The 18,140-nt window shown below is 61.8% G+C and carries 20 protein-coding genes; 11 read left to right on the top strand and 9 right to left on the bottom strand.

The genetic code is table 11. The features are described 5' to 3' along the window. Nucleotides 1-25: 25 nt before the first annotated feature. Together TU75_RS20635 and TU75_RS27715 are read right to left on the bottom strand one after the other, a co-directional pair. On the bottom strand, nt 26-1,732 hold the full coding sequence (locus TU75_RS20635) for a ShlB/FhaC/HecB family hemolysin secretion/activation protein (protein ID WP_060549942.1): 1,707 nt from the start codon (nt 1,730-1,732) through the stop codon (nt 26-28). A 153-nt stretch (nt 1,733-1,885) separates the two neighbouring features. Then, complete coding sequence (locus tag TU75_RS27715) at nt 1,886-2,044, bottom strand: hypothetical protein (protein WP_003230791.1); 159 nt, start codon at nt 2,042-2,044, stop codon at nt 1,886-1,888. A gap of 216 nt (nt 2,045-2,260) precedes the next feature. Here TU75_RS27715 and TU75_RS26885 point away from each other — a divergent pair, with 216 nt between their 5' ends. After that, the gene (locus TU75_RS26885; protein ID WP_003230793.1) at nt 2,261-2,392 is read left to right on the top strand and encodes a DUF2256 domain-containing protein; all 132 of its coding nucleotides are present in this window, start codon (nt 2,261-2,263) and stop codon (nt 2,390-2,392) included. A gap of 45 nt (nt 2,393-2,437) precedes the next feature. Here the strand turns inward: TU75_RS26885 and TU75_RS20630 are convergent, their stop codons facing one another. Beyond that, nucleotides 2,438-2,803 carry a histone-like nucleoid-structuring protein, MvaT/MvaU family gene (locus TU75_RS20630; RefSeq protein ID WP_003230219.1) on the bottom strand — a complete coding sequence of 122 codons (366 nt, stop codon included), beginning with the start codon at nt 2,801-2,803 and terminating at the stop codon, nt 2,438-2,440. A gap of 450 nt (nt 2,804-3,253) precedes the next feature. Between TU75_RS20630 and TU75_RS20625 the strand changes: the two genes are divergently transcribed. The 9 genes from TU75_RS20625 to TU75_RS20585 are packed head-to-tail and all read left to right on the top strand — an operon-like array spanning nt 3,254 to nt 11,882. Next, complete coding sequence (locus tag TU75_RS20625; protein ID WP_060549941.1) at nt 3,254-4,462, top strand: methyl-accepting chemotaxis protein; 1,209 nt, start codon at nt 3,254-3,256, stop codon at nt 4,460-4,462. 10 nt (nt 4,463-4,472) lie between these two features. After that, nucleotides 4,473-4,841: a response regulator gene (locus TU75_RS20620; RefSeq protein ID WP_003230217.1), complete on the top strand. Its 369-nt coding sequence runs from the start codon at nt 4,473-4,475 to the stop codon at nt 4,839-4,841. A 25-nt stretch (nt 4,842-4,866) separates the two neighbouring features. Then, nucleotides 4,867-5,154 carry an STAS domain-containing protein gene (locus tag TU75_RS20615; protein WP_003230216.1) on the top strand — a complete coding sequence of 96 codons (288 nt, stop codon included), beginning with the start codon at nt 4,867-4,869 and terminating at the stop codon, nt 5,152-5,154. A 40-nt stretch (nt 5,155-5,194) separates the two neighbouring features. Continuing rightward, the gene (locus TU75_RS20610) at nt 5,195-7,228 is read left to right on the top strand and encodes a chemotaxis protein CheA (RefSeq protein WP_060549940.1); all 2,034 of its coding nucleotides are present in this window, start codon (nt 5,195-5,197) and stop codon (nt 7,226-7,228) included. 29 nt (nt 7,229-7,257) lie between these two features. Continuing rightward, nucleotides 7,258-8,913: a methyl-accepting chemotaxis protein gene (locus tag TU75_RS20605; RefSeq protein ID WP_060549939.1), complete on the top strand. Its 1,656-nt coding sequence runs from the start codon at nt 7,258-7,260 to the stop codon at nt 8,911-8,913. Between the two features lie 36 nt (nt 8,914-8,949). Then, nucleotides 8,950-9,489 carry a chemotaxis protein CheW gene (locus tag TU75_RS20600; protein WP_015372014.1) on the top strand — a complete coding sequence of 180 codons (540 nt, stop codon included), beginning with the start codon at nt 8,950-8,952 and terminating at the stop codon, nt 9,487-9,489. 9 nt (nt 9,490-9,498) lie between these two features. Then, nucleotides 9,499-10,308 (top strand): CheR family methyltransferase, encoded by an 810-nt coding sequence (locus tag TU75_RS20595; protein ID WP_003230208.1) that lies wholly within the window; start codon nt 9,499-9,501, stop codon nt 10,306-10,308. Beyond that, complete coding sequence (gene cheD, locus TU75_RS20590; protein WP_015372013.1) at nt 10,305-10,799, top strand: chemoreceptor glutamine deamidase CheD; 495 nt, start codon at nt 10,305-10,307, stop codon at nt 10,797-10,799. The genes TU75_RS20595 and cheD overlap by 4 nt, the downstream gene beginning before the upstream one ends. Continuing rightward, complete coding sequence (locus TU75_RS20585) at nt 10,800-11,882, top strand: protein-glutamate methylesterase/protein-glutamine glutaminase (protein ID WP_015372012.1); 1,083 nt, start codon at nt 10,800-10,802, stop codon at nt 11,880-11,882. It begins immediately after the preceding gene. Here the strand turns inward: TU75_RS20585 and TU75_RS20580 are convergent. From TU75_RS20580 to pstS, 6 genes are all read right to left on the bottom strand, one after another. Further along, nucleotides 11,871-12,419, bottom strand: coding sequence for a hypothetical protein (locus tag TU75_RS20580; RefSeq protein ID WP_060549938.1), 549 nt, complete (start codon nt 12,417-12,419; stop codon nt 11,871-11,873). The two genes, TU75_RS20585 and TU75_RS20580, sit on opposite strands and share 12 nt — an antisense overlap. Then, nucleotides 12,419-13,117: a hypothetical protein gene (locus tag TU75_RS20575; RefSeq protein ID WP_003230201.1), complete on the bottom strand. Its 699-nt coding sequence runs from the start codon at nt 13,115-13,117 to the stop codon at nt 12,419-12,421. Before TU75_RS20575 ends, TU75_RS20580 begins: the two co-directional genes overlap by 1 nt. 97 nt (nt 13,118-13,214) lie before the next feature. Continuing rightward, complete coding sequence (pstB, locus tag TU75_RS20570) at nt 13,215-13,976, bottom strand: phosphate ABC transporter ATP-binding protein PstB (protein WP_049818560.1); 762 nt, start codon at nt 13,974-13,976, stop codon at nt 13,215-13,217. A 76-nt stretch (nt 13,977-14,052) separates the two neighbouring features. After that, nucleotides 14,053-14,946 (bottom strand): phosphate ABC transporter permease PstA, encoded by an 894-nt coding sequence (gene pstA, locus TU75_RS20565; RefSeq protein ID WP_003230198.1) that lies wholly within the window; start codon nt 14,944-14,946, stop codon nt 14,053-14,055. Further along, nucleotides 14,943-15,911 carry a phosphate ABC transporter permease subunit PstC gene (gene pstC / locus TU75_RS20560; protein WP_003230197.1) on the bottom strand — a complete coding sequence of 323 codons (969 nt, stop codon included), beginning with the start codon at nt 15,909-15,911 and terminating at the stop codon, nt 14,943-14,945. The genes pstA and pstC overlap by 4 nt, the downstream gene beginning before the upstream one ends. 74 nt (nt 15,912-15,985) lie before the next feature. After that, complete coding sequence (pstS, locus tag TU75_RS20555; RefSeq protein WP_003230196.1) at nt 15,986-17,014, bottom strand: phosphate ABC transporter substrate-binding protein PstS; 1,029 nt, start codon at nt 17,012-17,014, stop codon at nt 15,986-15,988. Between the two features lie 186 nt (nt 17,015-17,200). Between pstS and ppk2 the strand changes: the two genes are divergently transcribed. After that, entirely contained in the window at nt 17,201-18,118 is a 918-nt protein-coding gene (gene ppk2, locus TU75_RS20550) for a polyphosphate kinase 2 (protein ID WP_003230195.1), read from the top strand. The last annotated feature ends 22 nt before the right edge of the window (nt 18,119-18,140 follow it).

Genomic DNA, 18,140 nt, shown 5'->3' with positions numbered 1-18,140 from the left:
TCGATGCCCGAAGGCGGTAAGGGTGTTAAAGGAAAAAATCCAGGCGGAAGTAAATCGGCGCTTCACGTTCGGTGATCACGCCGGGTCGTTCCAAAGAGTGTGCAAGGGTCACGCTGGCCGCGACGTTCTTGCCGCGTGCAAACAGATCAAGGGAATTGCTGCTCATGCGCCCGTGCTGGTCGCCGTTGAAGCGGTCGCGGCTGATCACGCCCTGGTCGTAACCCAGGCTGGTGCCGTACTCGCTGAACAGCGGTTGCAGCCAGGCCCAGGTCACCGGGCGGCTCCAGCGCAGGTCGTTGCGCCAGTAGCCGCCGCTGTCGCCGGACAGCATCTGGTCGCGGTAGCCGCGCACCGACGATTGCCCGCCCAGGCTCAGGCGCTGTGGGCTGAAGAGCACGTCTTCGCTGTGCTGGCCGGTCATCAGGCTGCTGAAACTGAAGGCCTCACCCCACAGCTTGAACGGGTACAGGTAACTCACCGTCGCGGTGTATTTGCGGTAGCGCGCATCAGCCTGACCCGCCCGTGGGTTGTGGTTGGCCTGGGCGTCGAAGGCGCCGATGCCGTCCTGCATGCCCAGGTCGATGTTGAGAAACGAGCCGCCGATGCGCCGTCCATGGTTGATGCCGAACTGCGCTTCGCTCAGACGGTTGCTGCTCAGGGCCAGCTTGCTGTCTTCGATGAAGTTGTTGGTGCGCAGGTAAGCCACGCCGGTGCTGAGTGAGGTTTTGCTCAGGGCGTCACGGTGGATAACGCGCTCCAGGCGCAATTGGTGGTTCTGGCTGTCGCCGGTCTGCTTGAAGTTGAAACCGTTGGCCTGGGCCCGGGAGCGGTACTCGCTGTCGGAGTAGCTGTAGGTGAGGTTCCACCAGCCGAACGGCAGGCTGTAGTTGAGCATCGAGTTGCGCGAGGTGCGCTGGTGATCGCTGACCGCATCATGGCCGCCGCGCAACGATAATTGATCGGCCAGACCCAGCGGGTTATCCCAATCCAGGTTGGCGCCCCACTGCTGTTCGCCGGTGCTGCGCTGGCCGCCGTTGTGGCGCGACAGCCCGACGCGCCAGGGCTTTTGCGGGGTGTTCTTGACCAACACTTCGCTGCCGCCCACGGTCTTGCCCGGTGCCAGTTCCATCTGCGCCTGGTTGGACGGCAGGCGGTTCAACTGGTCGACCATCTGCTCGATTTCCCGCAGGTTGAGCAATTGGCCTGGCTTGCCGGGGAAGCTCATCGCCAGTTGACGGTCGGTGATGCCACTGCCCTCAGCGCCTTTCATGCCTTCAAGCCTGCCTTCGACCACCTGTAGCTTGAGGTGGCCGCTGGAAAGATCTTGTTGCGGCAGATAGGCGCGGCTGGTGACCAGGCCCTTGGCGAGGTAGCGGTCGGTAATGACCTTGAGCACCGCGTTCAGTTGCGGCACGCCCAGGCATTGGCCGATGTAAGGTTTGATCAACTCAGCGCGCTCGCCTTCGGACAACGCGTCGGCGCCGGTCAGTTCGATGGTTTTGATCGGGAAGCAACGGCTGTCGACAGGGGTTGTCGGCGTGCCGGACGCTGCGGATTTACCAGGCAGGTCCTTGAGGTCTTCGAGGCGTCGTTGCTGTTCTTCGAGCAGACGGTCCTGGCGGTCACGAATCAGGTCGGTGACACCGGGCGTGTCCTGCGGGGCTGCGGCTGCAGTGAGCCAGAAGAAAACGGACAGCAGGCTGAGCCCGGTCCGGCGTAACAGACGCCACATCGCTAGGTCCCTCTACATGGCTCTATGCCATCAATGGGCGGCGATCTTAGGGTGGCAATATAGTGGCGTCAATTAAATGTACAAATTTGTTCCATGGATTTACCTGAGAGCCAGTCGCACGCGACTGGCTCGGCGGCAAAGGCTGCCAGACACCTACGTTGAGCGACCCTCGCTGCGGTTTTGTTGTTTTTTAACGCCTTTCCCGTTCTTTCGCTCGTATTGATGGTGGATAAACCACGCGACCAGCACCAGACCGGCCACACCAAAAATAAACAGCAACAGCTCTATCGCGGGACCTTCATGTGAAAACATCTTTCGTTCCTCGTCCTGAAGTATCGCGCCGCAAAAACGGGCGCCTCCGAAATTGTTTGTAACAATTCATACATTTCCAGAGTAGACGCCAAAACCGCACGTGACAACCCTGACATCGCCAGAACCCTTGATCCAGACGTGTCAGTCGTCGAAAAGCGTTGCTGTACCCTTGGACCCATTAATCAAAGATGGACGGATAAACGTAGGTAAAACCCCATGAAGAAAAGCGAGCTCCCCGTCAAAACCTGCCTGACTTGCGGCCTTCCCTTTACATGGCGAAAAAAGTGGGCACGTTGCTGGAACGACGTGCGTTATTGCTCGGAGCGCTGCCGACGTAATAAAAATTGAAGCCAAAAAAAGGGGCCGTTGAAGGCCCCTTTGCACACATGAGTCTTACTTGCTCAGCCATGACTCGACAGTGTCGGCGCCATGTTCAGCTTTCCATTCTTTCAAGCCTTTGTGATTGCCACCCTTGGTTTCAATCGTCTCCCCTGTGTGCGGGTTCTTGTAGACCTTCACTTGGCGGGCTTTGCGCGTGCCGGCCTTGGGCGCAGCCACCGGAGCACGTCGGCTGCTTTGCGGATCCAGCAGGTTGATCACATCCTTGAGGCTATAGCTGTACTTGGCGAGCAAATCGCGAAGTTTGGTTTCGAATTCAATTTCTTTCTTAAGGCCGGCATCGCCTTTTAAGTTCTCCAGCGCTTGAAGTTGTTCAGCGAGATGTTTTTCGAGTTGACGGAATTCGGCGAGCTTGGACATGGGTATTTCCTGGAGAGTGAATAATGGTGCGGCACATTCAAATGGACACTTGAATAAGGCAGAAGTATCAATCGAATGCAGCGCGCAGCAACAGCGTTTATTTGCGGCAAGCTGACTTGTTGTAGCGAGCAGGCTTCTTGTGGCGAGCGGGCTTGCCCCGCGTTGGGGTGCGAAGCGCCCCCAATCCAGCAAACGCGGTGTAACTGATGCGGCTCAGCGCCTGGTTTTGGGGCTGCTGCGCAGCCCAACGCAGGGCAAGCCTGCTCGCCACGGGGAATCTGTGCATGACTGGACGCATTAGGGCTCGCCACAGTGAGGGTTTGACACTGACCGGTCACACGACAGTCATAAACCAGACGGAAGGCACACGCGGATGTCTAAAGTTGTGACGCACCGCGCAGATAACCCCTATGTCGTTTACATCCGCAACAACGTTCAAGGACCGAACTCATGACCCCGAGTCAACCCATCCGTACTGCCCTTTCCGGTCATCCGCGTTTTCGTTGGTTCGCTTTCATCCCGGTTATCCCCGCTGTCATCTGGATACTTTCGCAGTCCACCACCCCGGCAAACCTTGCGGCATGCGCCTTATTGGTGTTGCTCGGCCTCGCTGCCTGTGCCTGGAGCGCACGTGCCCAGCGCGGGGCGGTGCAGCGCGCCGTCGCGCTGGCAGAAGATTCAACCGCACAAACCGGCCTGCAGGGTCTGGATTCGCGCGCCCAGCTCGATGAAGTCCTGCTCGGCGCCATGCCGATCTGGGCCAAGCAGGTGGAGAGCTCGCGGCAGCAGACCGAAGACGCGATTGTGAGCCTGGCCAATCGGTTCACCGGGATTTCCGCGCGTTTGCAGGACACCGTGCAAGCCTCGCAGCAAGCCGCTGGCGAGCTGGATGGGCACGCCGCCGACGGTGCGCTCAAGGTGCTGGCCAGCAGCGACAGCGAGCTGAGCCAAGTGATCGATTCGCTCAAGGCCACCCAAACCAGCCGTGACCAGACGCTTACCCAGGTGCGCAGCCTCACTGCCTATACCGGCGAGCTGCGCACCATGGCCGCCGATGTCGCGGCCATTGCCGCGCAGACCAACCTGCTGGCGCTCAACGCCGCCATTGAAGCCGCGCGGGCCGGAGAAGCCGGTCGCGGCTTTGCGGTGGTGGCCGATGCGGTGCGCAGTCTGTCGAGCAAATCCAGCGAGACCGGCCAGCAGATGTCGGCCAAGGTCGACATCATTAACAACGCCATTACCCAACTGGTGCAGGCGGCCTCCAGCAGTGCCGACCAGGACAGCCACTCCGTCGCCGCATCCGAGCAGAGCATCCAGCAGGTGCTCGAACGCTTCCAGAACATCACCGGTCGCCTGACCGACTCCGCCGACCTGCTCAAGCAGGAAAGCTACGGCATTCGCGACGAGATGACCGAAGTGCTGGTCAACCTGCAGTTCCAGGACCGGGTCAGCCAGATACTCAGCCACGTGCGCGACAACATGCACGCCCTGCACGAACACCTGCTGCAGGCCAGCCAGGCGCCGGAACAGGCGCTGGCCGTGGATGCGCGCCAATGGCTGGCGAGCATGGAGGCCACCTACGCCACCGACGAACAACGCCGCACCCACCATGGTGAAGCGGCCGCGTCACAGAATTCTCAAGACATCACCTTCTTTTAAGGAGCACACCATGGCAAAGAATGTATTAGTGGTCGACGACTCCAGCAGCGTGCGGCAAGTGGTCGGCATCGCCTTGAAAAGCGCCGGTTACGACGTGATCGAGGCCTGCGATGGCCGGGATGCGCTGGGCAAGCTCACCGGGCAGAAGGTCCACTTGATCATCAGTGACGTGAACATGCCGAACATGGATGGCATCACCTTCGTCAAGGAGGTCAAGAAGCTGGCCAGCTACAAGTTCACACCGATCATCATGCTGACCACCGAGTCCCAGGAATCGAAAAAGGCCGAAGGCCAGGCGGCGGGTGCCAAAGCCTGGGTGGTCAAGCCGTTCCAGCCCGCGCAGATGCTGGCAGCGGTGTCCAAACTGATCCTGCCCTGACCACCTGACCATGGAGGGCCTTGCCATGCCGATTACCTGCGAAACCGTCGACGGCACCCCGTGCGTGGGCATCGACGGTGAACTGACGATCTACACCGTGGCCGAGCTGGCCGCCGCGCTGCTGCCGCAACTGGGCACGGCACCGCGCCTGGCGCTCGACCTGTCCCAGGTCACCGAAATGGACGGCGCCGGCCTGCAATTGCTCGCGGTGCTTCACCGCGAAGCCGACCACCGCGGCACGGCCCTGAGCCTGGTCGGCCAGAGCCCGGTGGTCGAGCAAACCTTCACCTTGTGCGGTGGCGTCGCTTTCTAGCGCCCGCCGCCCCGTTCAATACGCGACAAGGAGTGTCCAGGTGAGTATCAATCTCGATCAGGCACAACAGACGTTCATCGTCGAGGCACGCGAACTGTTGCAGGCCATGGAGCAATCCCTGCTGCAACTGGAAAGCGAGCCTGGCGATCAGAATGCCATCGGCGCGGTGTTCCGCGCCGCACACACGATCAAGGGTTCGGCCGGCCTGTTCGGCCTGGAGCCGATCGTGAGCTTCACCCATATCGTCGAAGACGTGCTCGACCGCCTGCGCGATGCCAGTGTGGCGGTGGACGCCACGCTGATCGCGGTGCTGCTCAAGTCCGGCGATCACATGCTCGAATTGATCGACGTGGTGGCCAGCCGAGGTGAAGCACTGCAAACGCCGGCGCTGGAACGCGAAGCGGCGCTGCGCCAGGCGCTGAGTGCCTATCAGGGCGCGGACCATGCGGTGGCCGGCGTGCCGATGACTTCCGTGGTCAACGACACCCAAGGCGACGTGCTGTGGCACCTATCCCTGCGATTTGGCGTGGACGTGTTCCGCAACGGCATGGACCCGCTGTCCTTTCTGCGCTACCTCGACACCCTGGGCCGGATCCTGCAGGTCACCACCCTGACCGATCGCCTCCCTGCCCTGGACAGTTGGGATGCCGAAAGCTGCTACCTGGGTTTTGAGATCGACCTGCGCTCGGCGGCCAGCCACGCCACGCTCAATGAAGTCTTCGACTTCGTGCGCGACGACTGTGAGGTGCACATCAGCGCCGTCGACGACACACCATTCGAGACCGCGCCCGGCGGCACCGAGCTGGTCGCGCAACCCGAGCAGCTTGCGCCGGCGCCTCAGCGCGTGGCGACGAACAGCGAGGCAAAACCCCGCGATGGCAACTACGTAAGGGTCAACGCCGACAAACTCGACGAACTGATCAACCTGGTTGGCGAACTGGTGATTGCCAGCGCCGGTGCCAGCCTGCTGGCGCGCTCGTGCACCAACGACCCGCTGCAGGAGGCCACCTCCACCGTGTCCGGGCTGGTGGAAGAGATCCTCGATGGCGCCCTGCACCTGCGCATGATCCCCATTGGCGATACCTTCAACCGCTTTCGCCGCGTGGTGCGCGACGTCAGCCAGGAACTGGGCAAGGACATCGACCTGCTCATCAGTGGTGCGGAAACCGAGCTCGACAAAACGGTGGTGGAAAAGATCGGCGACCCGCTGATGCACCTGCTGCGCAATGCCATGGACCACGGCATCGAAAATGCCACGGCGCGGCGCGAGGCGGGCAAACCGAGCAAGGGCCACCTGAGCCTGAATGCCTACCACGACTCCGGCAGCATCGTCATCGAAATCGCCGACGACGGCGCAGGGCTCAACCGCGAGCGCATCCTCGCAAAAGCCCAGGAGCGCGGGCTGGTCGCCACGGGTGCGCAGCTCACCGATCAGGAAATTTACAACCTGATCTTCGAGCCCGGCTTTTCCACCGCCGAGGCGGTCACCAACCTGTCCGGGCGCGGCGTCGGCATGGACGTGGTCAAGCGCAACATCACGTTGCTGCGCGGCACCGTCGATCTGGACAGCCGCCCCGGCCAGGGCACGGTGGTGCGCATTCGCCTGCCGCTGACCCTGGCGATCATCAACGGTTTTCTGGTCGGGATCGATCAGTCCACCTACGTGATTCCGCTGGACATGGTGCAGGAGTGCATCGAGCTGGACGAACCCCAGCGCCAGTCAAGCCGCGACCAGGGTTATCTGGACCTGCGTGGCGAGGTGTTGCCGCTGGTGGACCTGCGTGAGCACTTCAGCCACGAAGGCCCGCCGGCGCGGCGCCAGAATGTGGTGGTGGTGCGTTACGCCGAGCACAAGGCCGGGCTGGTGGTGGATGACCTGCTCGGCGAGTTCCAGACCGTGATCAAACCCCTGGGCAAGCTGTTTGGCGCACTGCGCGGCATCAGCGGCTCAACCATCCTGGGCAGCGGTGCCGTCGCGTTGATTCTGGACGTGCCCGCCCTGCTCAGCCAAATCGTACAACTGGAAGCCCGTACGGCCCAGGCGCCTCAGTCGCCCTCGGTCGTCGTTCGCTGATGTATCTGCAATTCCATGGAGGTTCCCCGATGAAATGGTTCTACGATCTTAAAATTTCCACCAAGCTGATCAGCTCGTTTCTGGTGGTCCTCGCGCTGACGGCGGGCATGGGCGTTTTCGCCATCATGCAGCTGGGTGCCGTCAATCAGGCCGCTCAGGACATCAAGAGCAACTGGTTGCCATCGGTGCGCGCAGCGGCCGGCATGCGTTTTTATGCCGCCAATTATCGCTTGAAGGAATACCGCCATCTCAGCGCCGAGACCGTCGAGGAAAAGGCACAGATGGAGCGAGAGGCCGCCGAAGCGAACCAGCAACTCGAAACCCGTATGGACACCTACGAAAAACTGATCATCAGCGATGAGGATCGTCAGTTTTTCAACAGCGTGAACACCAGCTGGGATGCTTACCTGGCCAGCAGCAAGCAATTGCTGGAGCTGTCCCGACAGAACCAGGAGACCGCAGCGCGGGCAATGCTCAAGGGCGAATCCAAGCTGCGCTTTGAAGAGGCAGTCACCAACCTGCAAAAAATGGTCGAGCTCAATGACACCGGCGCCAAGGTCGCGGGTGACAAAGGCACGGCGTTGTATGAAAACGCGCGCCTATCGATCATTGCTGCATTGGTCGCGGCGCTGCTGATCGGCCTGTGCCTCGCGCTGTTTATCGCCCGGATCATCTCGCGCCCGCTGCGCCAGGCCGCCGCCGCCGCCGAACAACTGGCCGAGGGCAACCTCAACGCCCACATCGACAGCGGCGCCAAGGACGAAACCGGCATGGTGCTCAATGCCATGCGCAACATGGTCGGCAAACTGGCGCACATCATCGGCGAAGTGCGCAACGCCGCCGATAACTTGGCCAGCGCGTCGGAACAGGTCAGCGCCACCGCGCAATCGATGAGCCAGGCCACCAGCGAGCAGGCCGCCAGCGTCGAGGAAACCAGCGCGTCGGTGGAACAGATGAGCGCCAGCATCAACCAGAACACCGAGAACGCCAAGGTCACCGATGGCATGGCCAGCAAAGCCGCCAAGGAAGCCACCGAAGGCGGCGAATCGGTGCAGCAGACCGTGGTGGCGATGAAGAAAATCGCCCAACGCATCAGCATCATCGATGACATCGCCTACCAGACCAACTTGCTGGCCCTTAACGCGGCCATCGAGGCGGCCCGGGCCGGCGAGCATGGCAAGGGCTTCGCGGTGGTGGCCGCCGAGGTGCGCAAGCTGGCTGAACGCAGCCAGGTGGCCGCGCAGGAAATCGGCGAGTTGTCGTCCAGCAGCGTGGAAATGGCCGAGACCGCCGGCAAGCTGCTCGGCGAAATGGTGCCGTCGATCAACAAAACCTCCGACCTGGTGCAGGAAATCAGCGCCGCCTCCGAGGAGCAAGCCGCCGGCGTCGCGCAGATCAACACGGCGATGACCCAACTCAACCAGGTGACGCAGCAGAACGCCTCGAGCAGCGAGGAACTGGCCGCCACCGCCGAAGAAATGAGCAGCCAGGCTGAACAGCTGCAACAGGCCATGAGCTTTTTCGTGCTTGATGCATCTCCCACGGCCACCGTGCAAAGCAGCGCGGTGGACACCGGCAACAAGCCCAACCGCCAGCCGCCACGCCCGGCTGCACCGGCGCCGCGCAAGGCATTTGCCTACAACATGGCCAGCGCTCCGGACGAATCGGAATTCACCCGTTTCTGATCGCACGCGACGCTACGGGCTCACAGGGAGAATCACATGGGCGCAGTTACCCCTTCCCGTCACACCGCCGTTATGGCCGACGAGGATGCGCAATACCTGACCTTCATGCTCGGCGGCGAGATGTTCGCCATCGGCATTCTGGGCATCAAGGAAATCATCGAATACGGCAGCCTGACGGTAGTGCCGATGATGCCCGCCTTCGTGCGTGGCGTGATCAACCTGCGCGGCGCCGTGGTGCCGGTGGTGGACCTGTCGGCACGCTTTGGCCGGCAGAACTCGGCCATTACCCGGCGCTCCTGCGTGGTCATCATCGAAGCCCGCGCCGACGATGGTCAGCCCCAGGACATCGGGCTGCTGGTGGACACCGTGTCGGCGGTGCAGGAAATCCCGGCGGCACAGATCGAGCCGCCGCCCAGCTTCGGCGCGCGGATTCGCGCCGATTTCATCAGCGGCATGGCCAAGGTGGAAGGCAAGTTCGTGATCGTGCTGGAGGTGGACAAGGTGCTGTCCATCGATGAGATGTCCAGCCTCGCCGAGGCCGGCCAGATGCCGGCGCTCGATGCCGATGCGCGGTGAGGCCCGGTCATGGCAGATACTTCATCACTTGATGACCGCGAGTTCGGTCAGTTCCAGTCCTGGCTGTACCGCGCGGCCGGCATCAACCTGTCGCCGGCAAAAAAGGCGCTGGTGGCCGGACGCCTGTTCAAACGCCTCAAGCACTACGAGTTGGAGAGCTATGGGGAGTACTTCAAGCTGATCATGAGCGACCAGCGCAAGGGCGAACTGCAGGTCGCGCTGGATTTGCTGACCACCAACGAAACCTATTTTTTTCGCGAGCCCAAGCATTTCGACTTCCTGCGTCAGCAGGTGCTGCCCAAGGCGCCGCCGGGCAAGCTGTTTCGCGTGTGGAGCGCGGCCAGTTCCTCCGGCGAAGAACCCTACAGCCTGGCGATGACCCTGGCCGAAGGCCTGGGCACTACCCCGTGGGAAGTGATCGGCTCGGACATCAGCACCCAGGTGCTGGCCAAGGCACGCAGCGGGCATTACGCCATGGAGCGCGCTGGCACCCTGCCCCAGCCGCTGTTGAGCAAATACTGCCTCAAGGGCATCGGGCGCCAGGAGGGCACGTTCCTGATCGACAAGAGCCTGCGCAGCCGGGTCAATTTCGTGCAGGTCAACCTCAACGAGCCGCTGCCCGGCCTGGGTGAGTTTGACGTGATCTTTCTGCGCAACGTAATGATCTATTTCGATCAGCAGACCAAGAGCCAGGTGGTCGCACGCCTGCTGCCGCTGCTCAGGCCCGGCGGTCATTTCATCATCAGCCACTCGGAAAGCCTCAACGGCGTCAATGACACGTTGAAGCTGGTGGCCCCGTCGATTTACCGCAAGCCATGAAAAAGCCCATCGATGCCCACGAAGTGGTATTGGCGCCAGGCCAGGTGAGCTTTGCGACGCGGCCCACGCGCCTGCGCACCCTGCTCGGCTCCTGCGTGGCATTCACCTTCTGGCACCCGCAACGGCGCATCGGCGGCATGTGCCATTTCATGTTGCCGGCACGCTTGCGCAAGGGCCAGCCGCTGGATGGCAAATACGGCGATGAAGCACTTGAGCTGCTGCTGCGTCACGCCCACGCTAACGGCACGCGGGCGCATGACTATCAGGTCAAACTGTTCGGCGGTGGCGAGATGTTCCCCGAACAGCCGCGCCGCCTGCCGGCCCAGGACGTGGCGAGCCTGAATATCCGCGCGGCGCTGGCCCTGACCGAGCGTCATCATCTGCACCTGACCGCGCAGGACATGGGCAGCACCGGCTATCGCACGATTGTGTTCGACCTGTGGAACGGCAACGTCTGGGTCCGGCATCAACCAATGGGAACACTCCAATAAATGCCTATTAAAAAAATCAGCGTGCTGCTGGTCGATGACTCGGCCGTGGTGCGCCAGGTGCTGCTGGCGATCCTCAACGACACGCCGGACATTCATGTGATGGGTGCGGCGTCCGACCCGATTTTCGCCATGGACAAGCTCGCCCGCGAATGGCCCGACGTGATCGTGCTGGATGTGGAGATGCCGCGCATGGACGGCATCACGTTTCTGCGCAAAATCATGAGCGAGCGCCCGACGCCGGTGGTGATCTGCTCCTCGCTGACCCAGAAAGGCGCGGAAACCTCGCTGCAGGCGCTGTCGGCCGGCGCCGTGGAAATCATCACCAAGCCCACCACCGGGCTGAAGAACTTCCTGATCGACTCGGCGGCCGAACTGGTGGCGGCGATCCGCGCGGCGGCCAACTCCAACGTCAAGAACCTCGGCAAACGCGCCGTCAGGCCGCCCCCCGCGCCCGCTCCTGCCGGCAAGCTCAGCGCCGACGCGATTTTGCCCGCCGCCAACGGCCATGCCATGGCCCAGACCACCGAACGCATCGTCGCCATCGGCACCTCAACCGGCGGCACCCAGGCGCTGGAGGCTGTGCTGACGGCGCTGCCGAGGGTGTGCCCGGGGATGGTGATCGTGCAGCACATGCCGGAAAAATTCACCGCGTCCTTTGCCGAACGCCTGAACAGTGTGTGCCAGATCGAAGTGCGCGAGGCGCGCAACAATGACCGCATTCTGCCGGGCCTGGCGCTGATCGCCCCCGGTGGCAAGCACCTGATGGTGACCCGCAGCGGCGCCTACTATCACGCGCAGGTGATCGAAGGCCCACTGGTGAACCGCCATCGCCCGTCAGTGGATGTGCTGTTTCGCTCCGTGGCGCGGTTTGCCGGCAAGAACGCCACCGGCATCATCATGACCGGCATGGGCGACGACGGCGCGCGCGGCCTCAAGGAAATGCTCGACGCCGGTGCCGCCACGGTGGCTCAGGACGAGGCCAGCTGCGTGGTATTCGGCATGCCCAAGGAGGCGATCAAGCTCAATGCCGCCCAGCGCATCATGGCGCTGCAGGACATTCATCAGGCGATTTTATACAAGTGAGCGGATGCGCTGGCGGGCTGCCTGCGGGCGTCTGATCAACTGCTGCCAGACGAGCTGCCCCTGCACCAGGGCAGCGGCATGCAAGACCTTGTGTGTCCAGCGTGCATCCTGCGGGTCAACCACCACCACGCGGAAGCCGTGATCCTCACCTTCAATCCGCACCCCGTCGGAATCATCGACGTGCAGGTCAATGTCGAAGGCCGGCGGGTACTTCGACGGGGCATTCGACAGCCCATGCACCGTCAGGGCACGGTTGTGCAGCACACTGTTGACCACACCGTCGACATGGATGCCATACAGCAACAGCCAGCGGCGGATGTAGGACGGCGTGCGGCCGGACGATGTGTAGACCCACACGCTGCAACCCTGGCGACGCAACTCGCGGATCAGCGCGCGCGTGCCCACGCGCAGCGGCTCGCCCAGCCAGCGATGCACGCAGGCCGGCAGCCGACTGCTTTCCACCGCGCAGTGATGCGCCTGGCAGGCCAGGGTGTCGTCAATATCGAAGGAAATACGCATGCGTGGAAAGGCGCGCATCAATGGCCTCCCTGATGCAGCGGCCGGGGGCGGTCGCCCAGGAAAAACTTGCCTGGGTCGGGTGCCTGATGTTCCAGAAAGGCCGCGTATTTTTTCTTGATCTTGGGCAATTCGTACAACGCCTTGACTCCATGTTTTGCAGAGTTGCGGATCACCGAGGACGGGTTGAAATAGCCCTCGGCGTTCTCCAGCGTCAGCACGAAGGGCGGTAAACCTGCGCGCATGAGCAAATAGCTGACAATCAGCGAACCGCTGCGGTTGTTGCCTTCAATGAACAGCTGCGGCTTGCTGAGAATGCGTACATAGACACCGGCCGCGCGCTTCCACACCGATTCGCTGCGATACGCACAATACCAGTTGAACAGGTCCTTGATCCCGCCTTCAACGTTGTTGAAGAAGTGTTCCTCGGTGGCCGCCAGGTGCTGCGCGTATTCCAGCCGGCGCGCCGGGTCCTTGCCGCACAGCACCACGGCGTTGATCTCCAGCATCAGGTTCAGTTGATGCAGATCGAACAGGTCGACGCCGCGTGCGACATAGTCGTCAATCAACGCATAGCCTTCAAGCACATTGTGCAGCACTTCGTCGGTCAGCGGATCGCGCGGCTCGGTGAAGTGCCGGCTCAGTTCGGCGAAGCGATCCTGCACTTCACGCAGTGCGCGCTCAATGGCCGGCAGGTCCAGGCGATGCGTTGCAAACATTGAAACTCCTTGAAAACGCGAGGTAAGAAAATCTACCGGATGCCCGCCAATTCCCTTTGGCGTTTGCAGGTATGCGGTGTTGATGGGGCGGTGATGCTCAGCTGAACTTGCCGCTGATGTAGTCTTCGGTCATTTGCTCGCGGGGTTTGCCGAAGATCTGCGCGGTGGCGCCCATCTCCACCAGATAGCCGGTGCGTGTGCCCTGGGAAATATCCACCGAGAAAAACGCGGTGGTATCCGCCACGCGGATTGCCTGCTGCATGTTGTGGGTGACCAGCGCGATGGTGTAGTCCTTCTTCAATTCCACCATCAGCTCTTCGACCCGGCGCGTGGCAATCGGGTCGAGCGCCGAGCACGGCTCGTCCAGCAGCAGCACTTCAGGTTCGGTGGCGATGGCGCGCGCGATGCACAGCCGTTGCTGCTGGCCGCCGGAGAGCGACAGGCCGCTGACCTTGAGCTTGTCCTTGACCTCGTCCCACAGCGCCGCGCCCTGCAGTGCGTGTTTCACACGGTCGCCCAGGTCGCCCTTGTAGCGGTTCAGACGCAGGCCAAAGGCCACGTTGTCGAAGATGCTCATCGAGAACGGGTTCGGCTGCTGGAACACCATGCCGATGTAACGACGCACCACCACCGGGTCGACGCCCTTGCCGTACACGTCCTGGCCAAGAAAATGCACATGGCCCTCGAAACGGAAGCCCTTGACCAGGTCATTCATGCGGTTGAGGCTGCGCAGCACGGTGCTTTTGCCGCAGCCCGACGGCCCGATGAAGCCAGTGATCTTGTTTTTTTCGATCGGCACATGGCTGTCACGCACGGCCATGAAGTTGCCGTAGAAAATCTTGTCCAGCTTGCAGTCCATGACCACAGGCGAGTCGGTCACAAACGGAGCAGCAATTTGCGCAGTTGATACGTTCAAAATTCAGATGCTCCCGCTCTTAGTACTTGGGTTTGCCGAAAATACGGCTCACGACATTCACAACCAGCACGATCATCACCAGCACCAGCGAGGCCGCCCAGGCGAGTTCGAGCTGGTTGTCAAAGGGCATGCCGGAGAAGTTGTAGATCAGCACGGCCAACGAGGCTGTCGGGTTCATGACGGCCAGGTTGCCGTCGTGGTAGATCCAGTAGTTGCTGAACAGCGCGGTAAACAGCAGCGGCGCGGTTTCGCCCGCCGCGCGCGCCACGGCCAGCATCACGCCGGTAAGGATCGCCGGCATGCCGGTGGGCAAGACGATTTTCCAGATCACCTGGGAACGGGTGCATCCCATGCCGTACGCGGCGTCCTTCATGATCTTGGGCACCATTCTCATCGACTCTTCGGCCGTGAGTACCACGATCGGCAGCATCAGCACCGCCAGCGCCACGCCACCGGCCGGGGCCGAGTAGGTGCCGGTGGTCATCACCACCAGGGCGTAGGCAAACACCCCGGCCAGGATCGACGGCAGGCCGGTGAGCATTTTTGCGGCAAAGCGCGCCGCGCTCGCCAGCTTGCTGTCCGGCCCCAGCTCGGCAAGGAACACCGCCGCAAGGATGCCGACCGGCACGGCGATGGCCGCCGCGATACCGACCATCACCAGGGTGCCGGCCATGGCGTTGCCGAAACCGCCGCCGGTCTCGAAACCGGTGGGTGGCAGCTCGGTGAAGAGTTCAAGGCTCAGGCGCGCGCCGCCCCGGGTGATCAGCATATACAGCACGGAAATCAGCGGCACGCTGGCCAGCAGCGCGCCCAGCCAGACCAGCGTGGTCAGCACCAGGCTGCGCAGGGCGCGACCTTCGAAGCGGCGTTGCAGGCTGGGCAGCGCGGCGTCGGGCAGAGTGAGGTTGGTCATTGCTTGGTCCCCCGCTGGGCATAAAGCATGAGCATCGAACCTGCCACGTTGACCAGCAGTGTGATGAACATCAGCACCAGTGCTGCATACATCAACACCTCGATCTCGTTCGGCCCGGCTTCAGGAAAGTTCAGCGCCAGCAAGGCCGCCAGGGTATTGGCCGGGGCGAACAGCGACAGGGAAATGTTGTTCGCGTTACCCACCAGCATCGCCAGCGCCATGGTTTCACCCAGGGCGCGACCGAGACCCAGCACCAGGGAGCCGAAAATACCGGTGGCCGCCGACGGCACCATCACCTTGAGAATCGCTTCCCAGTGCGTGGTGCCCATGCCATAGGCCGCCTGCTTGGTTTTCATCGGCACGGCGGTGAGCGCGTCCTGGGACACGGCGGCAATGGTCGGCAGGATCATGATGGCCAGTACCAGCGCGGCCGGGAGCAGGCCCGGGCCGCTCAAGGACGTGCCAAAAAAAGGAATCCAGCCAAGCTCCGTGTTCAGCCATGCAGTCAGCGGCCGGATGGCGGGGATGACCACGTAGATTCCCCACAGGCCATACACCACGCTGGGAATGGCGGCGAGCAGTTCGACGATGGTACGAAACACCGCAGCCAGCTTGGCCGGGAGGAAATCCTGGGTAAGAAAAATGGCCATGCTGACGCCGAACACGCCGGCGATCAGTAACGCGATGAAGGCGCTGTACAGCGTGCCCCAGATCGCTGGCAGAATGCCGTATTTGCCCTGATTGACATCCCAGACGCTGCCCAGCAGCACGTCAAAACCGTGCTTTTCCATGCCGGGGAGCGCCTTGCGCCCTACTTCGAACACCAGCGCGAACACCAGCGCCAGCACCAGCACTACGCCGATGCGTGCAAGCGCACGGAAGGTGCGGTCAACCACGAAATCCTTGGTGGATGGTGGCTGACACGCAGAGTCCGGGTTAACCGGTACGACAAAAGGTGAGTTCATGGGTTGATTCCGCAACAGGGAGGACGCGCTCCCGGCGTGGCTGAGCGCCTGCGCCGGGAGTGAGCTGGCAAGCCTTACTGGATGTTGGCCGACGCTTTGCGAACCTGTTCGACCACCGAAGCCGGCAGCGGGATGTAGCCCATCGAGTCAGCGATTTTCTGACCTTCGGTGAGGCTGTACTCGACCATTTCACGCATGGCCTTGGCCTTGGCCGGGTTGCCGTTGTCCTTGCGGAAGATCATCCAGGTGTAGGACGTGATCGGATAGGACTTGGCACCGTCCGGGTCCGGCAGCCAGGCCACCAGGCTTTCCGGCATTTTTACCGCCGCCAGGGCTTCTGCACCGCTTTCGGCATTCGGCACCACGTACTGGCCGGCCTTGTTCTGCAACTGGGCGAAGTCAACCTTGGCCAGTTTGGCGAAGCCGTATTCGATGTAGCCAATCGCACCCGGGGTCTGGCGTACGGTGGCGGTCACGCCATCGTTCTTGGGCGACTTGATGAACTTGTCGGTGGCCGGCCAGTTGACGGTGTTGCCTTCACCCAGCGCGTCCTTGAACGCAGGGTTAATGGCCGCCAGGTGCTTGGTAAACACGGCGGTGGTGCCGCTGGAGTCCGCACGCACCACCACGGTGATCGGCGTATCGCTGAGTTTCAGGTCCGGGTTGGCGGCAACGATCTTGGGGTCGTTCCACTTGGTGATCTTGCCCAGGAAGATGTCGGAGTACACATCGCGCGGCAGCTTCAGCCCTTTGGGGTTGCCCGGCAGGTTGTAGGCCAGCACGATTTCGCCGGCGGTCATCGGCAGCAATTGCACCCCTTCGGCGACCTTGGCGATGTCTTCGTCTTTCATGGCCGAGTCACTGGCGGCGAAGTCCACGGTCTTGTTGAGGAAATCCTGTACGCCCGCCCCGCTCCCCTTGGACTGGTAGTCCACCGTCACGCCCGCGCTTTTTTTGCTGAAATCCTTGAACCAGGTGAGGTAGATCGGGGCCGGGAAACTGGCGCCGGAACCGGTCAGGCGGATGCTTTCGGCAGCAAACACCGAAGTGGCACTTAGCGAGACCGCGACGGCGAGTGCAGCTGACTTCATCAAGCTTTTCATTCAAGGAACTCCGTGTTGTTTTTCGGGCTCCCGGGACTTTGCAGCAGCTTTGTTACGTTTTTATGAAAAATGAATGGCAGGCGCGGTTTTGTCCCGTTTTACGGCGTCAAACGCTTATTTTCATGTCATTACTTCGTAACAAGATGCGACTAACACTCGATCATCCTCACCACGCGAGTGTCTCCCATGCCTGCAACAGACGACGCCCTGATCCAGCGCATCCGCCGTGAACTGCTCGATCACAGTGACGAAGAGCTGGAACTGGAATTGACCGAAGACGGCCATGACCTCAATGCACTGCTGGACGAACACATCGAGGAAAGCCCCGAGAAAACCGAGCGCAGGGTTTATTTCAGCGAACTGTTCCGCCTGCAGGGCGAACTGGTGAAGCTGCAAAGCTGGGTGGTCAAGACCGGGGCCAAAGTGGTGATCCTGTTCGAAGGCCGCGACGCCGCCGGCAAGGGCGGCGTCATCAAGCGCATCACTCAGCGGCTCAACCCCAGGGTGTGCCGGGTCGCAGCCCTGCCCGCGCCGAACGATCGCGAACGCACGCAGTGGTACTTCCAGCGCTATGTGTCACACCTGCCGGCGGCGGGCGAAATCGTGCTGTTCGACCGCAGCTGGTACAACCGCGCCGGCGTCGAACAGGTGATGGGGTTTTGCAACGAGGCGCAGTACGAAGAGTTCTTTCGCACCGTGCCGGAGTTCGAACGCATGCTCGCGCGCTCCGGTATCCAGTTGATCAAATACTGGTTTTCGATTTCCGATCAGGAACAGCACCTGCGCTTTCTCAGCCGCATTCACGATCCGCTCAAACAATGGAAACTGAGCCCCATGGACCTGGAGTCGCGCCGCCGCTGGGAGGCTTATACCAAGGCGAAGGAAATCATGCTGGAACGCACCCATATCCCTGAAGCGCCCTGGTGGGTGGTACAGGCGGACAACAAGAAGAAAGCCAGGCTCAATTGCATCCATCATTTGCTCAAGCAAATGCCCTACGAAGAAGTCGAGGTGCCGATGATCGAGCTGCCCGAGCGTGTCAGGCAAGAGGATTACCTGCGCAGCCCCACGCCGCCGGACATCGTCATTCCACAGGTTTACTGAGGGCGTTCAAGTGCCCGCGATT

It is taken from the genome of Pseudomonas poae (assembly GCF_001439785.1).
In the GTDB taxonomy this organism is placed as follows: domain Bacteria; phylum Pseudomonadota; class Gammaproteobacteria; order Pseudomonadales; family Pseudomonadaceae; genus Aquipseudomonas; species Aquipseudomonas poae.
Note: the sequence above shows the minus strand (reverse complement) of the source record. Positions and strands in the feature narration are given on the sequence as shown.